2 protein-coding genes and 1 pseudogene are annotated in these 2,135 nt (G+C 71.9%); 2 read left to right on the forward strand and 1 reads right to left on the reverse strand.

Annotation, left to right across the window (positions count from 1 at the left end):
- Positions 1-202: pseudogene (locus D180_RS15405) on the reverse strand (DUF998 domain-containing protein); the annotation flags it as partial.
- Between the two features lie 154 nt (positions 203-356).
- Between D180_RS15405 and trxA the strand changes: the two are divergent.
- Positions 357-1,217 carry a thioredoxin gene (gene trxA, locus D180_RS15410; RefSeq protein WP_017913502.1) on the forward strand — a complete coding sequence of 287 codons (861 nt, stop codon included), beginning with the start codon at positions 357-359 and terminating at the stop codon, positions 1,215-1,217.
- A gap of 156 nt (positions 1,218-1,373) precedes the next feature.
- A partial coding sequence (locus D180_RS15415; RefSeq protein ID WP_198526567.1) for a FecR domain-containing protein occupies positions 1,374-2,135 on the forward strand: 762 nt, incomplete at its 3' end.

The following is a 2,135-nucleotide window of genomic DNA, read 5'->3' on the forward strand; positions in this document are numbered from 1 at the left end:
TCGCCAGGCACCCGGGCAGCACGAACGCCAGCAGGTTGAACGCCCAGGCGTGCGGGATGCCGCGCGCGCCTAGCAGGGCCAGCGGATGCGACCACGGCAGATAGCCGGGCAGCACCGCGCCGAAGCCCAGCATCGCCGCCACCGCGGCCACTGCCAGCAGCGGCCCGATCCAGCGCAGCACCCGTTCGCTCACCTCGCCCATCCGTTCCCGTCCTTTCGCGCCGCCACGGCGCCTCCAGCCGGGCATTGTCGCCGCTGCGGCCGCGGCCGGCACGCGCGGTGTGGCGCCGCCGCCCTTGCATCGGCGCCGCGGCGCCTCCATACAAAGCGTCCTCTCGCCTGCGATGACACTGCCCATGTCCGACACGCCCCACGTTTTCGACGCCAAGACCGAGACCTTCGAAGCCGACGTGCTGCAGCGCTCGCTGCAGACCCCGGTGCTGGTGGACTTCTGGGCGCCCTGGTGCGGCCCGTGCAAGACCCTGAGCCCGATCCTGGAAAAGCTGGCGGCCGAGTACAACGGCGGCTTCGTGCTGGCCAAGGTCGACGTGGACCAGGAGCAGCAGATCGCGGCGGCGTTCCAGATCCGCTCGGTGCCGACGGTATTCCTGGTCAAGGGCGGACAGTTGGTGGATGGCTTCCCCGGCGCCCTGCCCGAGGGCCAGTTGCGCGAGTTCCTGACCCAGCACGGGATCGTGCCACTGGCCGCGCAGGAACCGGCCGAGGACGTGCCGGCGGCGCCGCTGGATCCGCAGGCCGAGGTACAGCGCCTGCGCGAGGCGGTGGTGGCCGAGCCGGACAAGGACGAACTGAAGCTGGATCTGGCCCTGGCCCTGGTCAAGGTCGGCGCCGCCGCCGAGGCCGAGACCCTGATCGACGCATTGCCGGCCAATCTCGCCACCGACGAGCGCGCGGTGCGGGCACGGGCGCGACTGGGCTTCGTCGGCGCGCTGCAGGCCGCCCCGCCGCTGGAGACCCTGCAGGCCACGCTGGCGCAGGATCCGGCCGATCTCAAGGCGCGCTACCTGCTGGGCGTGCGCCACCTGGTCGGCGGCGACGACGCGGCCGCGCTGGAACAGTTCCTGGAGATGCTGCGCCAGGACCGCGCGTTCGAGGACGGCCTGCCGAAGAAGGCGCTGATCGATGCGTTCCGGGTGATCGAGGACGAGGATCTGGTCGGGCAATACCGCCGGAAGATGTCCGCCCTGTTGTTCTGAGATTACAATCTCAGGTCCAGCGGCTGACTACGGCGTCTCCAGCCGCTGCGACGGACGGACGCGACCCGGCCTGACCCCAGGATGCCGCGATCAGGGACGAACGCCGCCTGCAGCCCCGCAGGCAGCGCCGGCCTGGTCTTTTGCCGGATGTATGCCGTGAACCAGTTCGACCGCCGCATGGCCTCGCCCACCCGCACCTCGTGGGCAGGCGCACGCAGACTGGCCGGCCTGCTGTGCTGGATTGGCCTGCTGCTCGCCCCCACTGCGATGGCGCAGGACTGGCACTACCGGGTGCGCCCCGGCGATACGCTCTGGGATCTCGGCCGGCTGTATCTGCGCCCGGGCATGGACTGGGCGCGGTTGGGCCAGCACAACCAGGTCGCCGATCCGCAGCGGCTGGTGCCGGGATCGCGCCTGCGGTTTCCGATCGCCTGGCTGCGCGTGCAACCGGCGCCGGCGCGGCTGGTCGCCCTGCGTGGGCAGATCAGCGTGCAGACCGCCGACCGGGCGACGCTCTCGGCGCAGCAAGGCATGCCGCTGCCGATCGGCAGCGCCCTGCAGACCGGTGCCGATGCCAGCGCGACCGTGCAGTTCGCCGACGGCTCGCGCATGCAGGTGCGTGAGAACAGCCTGGTGCGCTTCGACCAGCTCGTCCGCTACGGCGCTACCGGCATGGTCGATACCCGGGTGCGGCTGGAGAAGGGTCGCACCAGCAACGACGTCATCCCCGCCACCGGCCCCGCCTCGCGCTACATCATCCAGACCCCGTCCAGCACCAGCAGTGTGCGCGGCACCCGCTTCCGGGTCGGCGCCGGCAGCGACAGCGCGTTCGCCAGCACCGAGGTGCTGCAGGGTGCGGTGCGCGTCGCCGGCCAGGGCGGCCAGCGCCTGCTGCAGCCCGGCGAGGCGGCGCGGGTC

This window comes from Xanthomonas sp. SHU 166 (genome assembly GCF_000364685.1).
GTDB lineage: Bacteria > Pseudomonadota > Gammaproteobacteria > Xanthomonadales > Xanthomonadaceae > Xanthomonas_A > Xanthomonas_A sontii.

Coding starts and splice junctions, on each gene's coding strand:
- trxA (WP_017913502.1), top strand. CDS start 357: ATGTCCGACACGCCCCACGTTTTCGACGCCAAGACCGAGACCTTCGAA.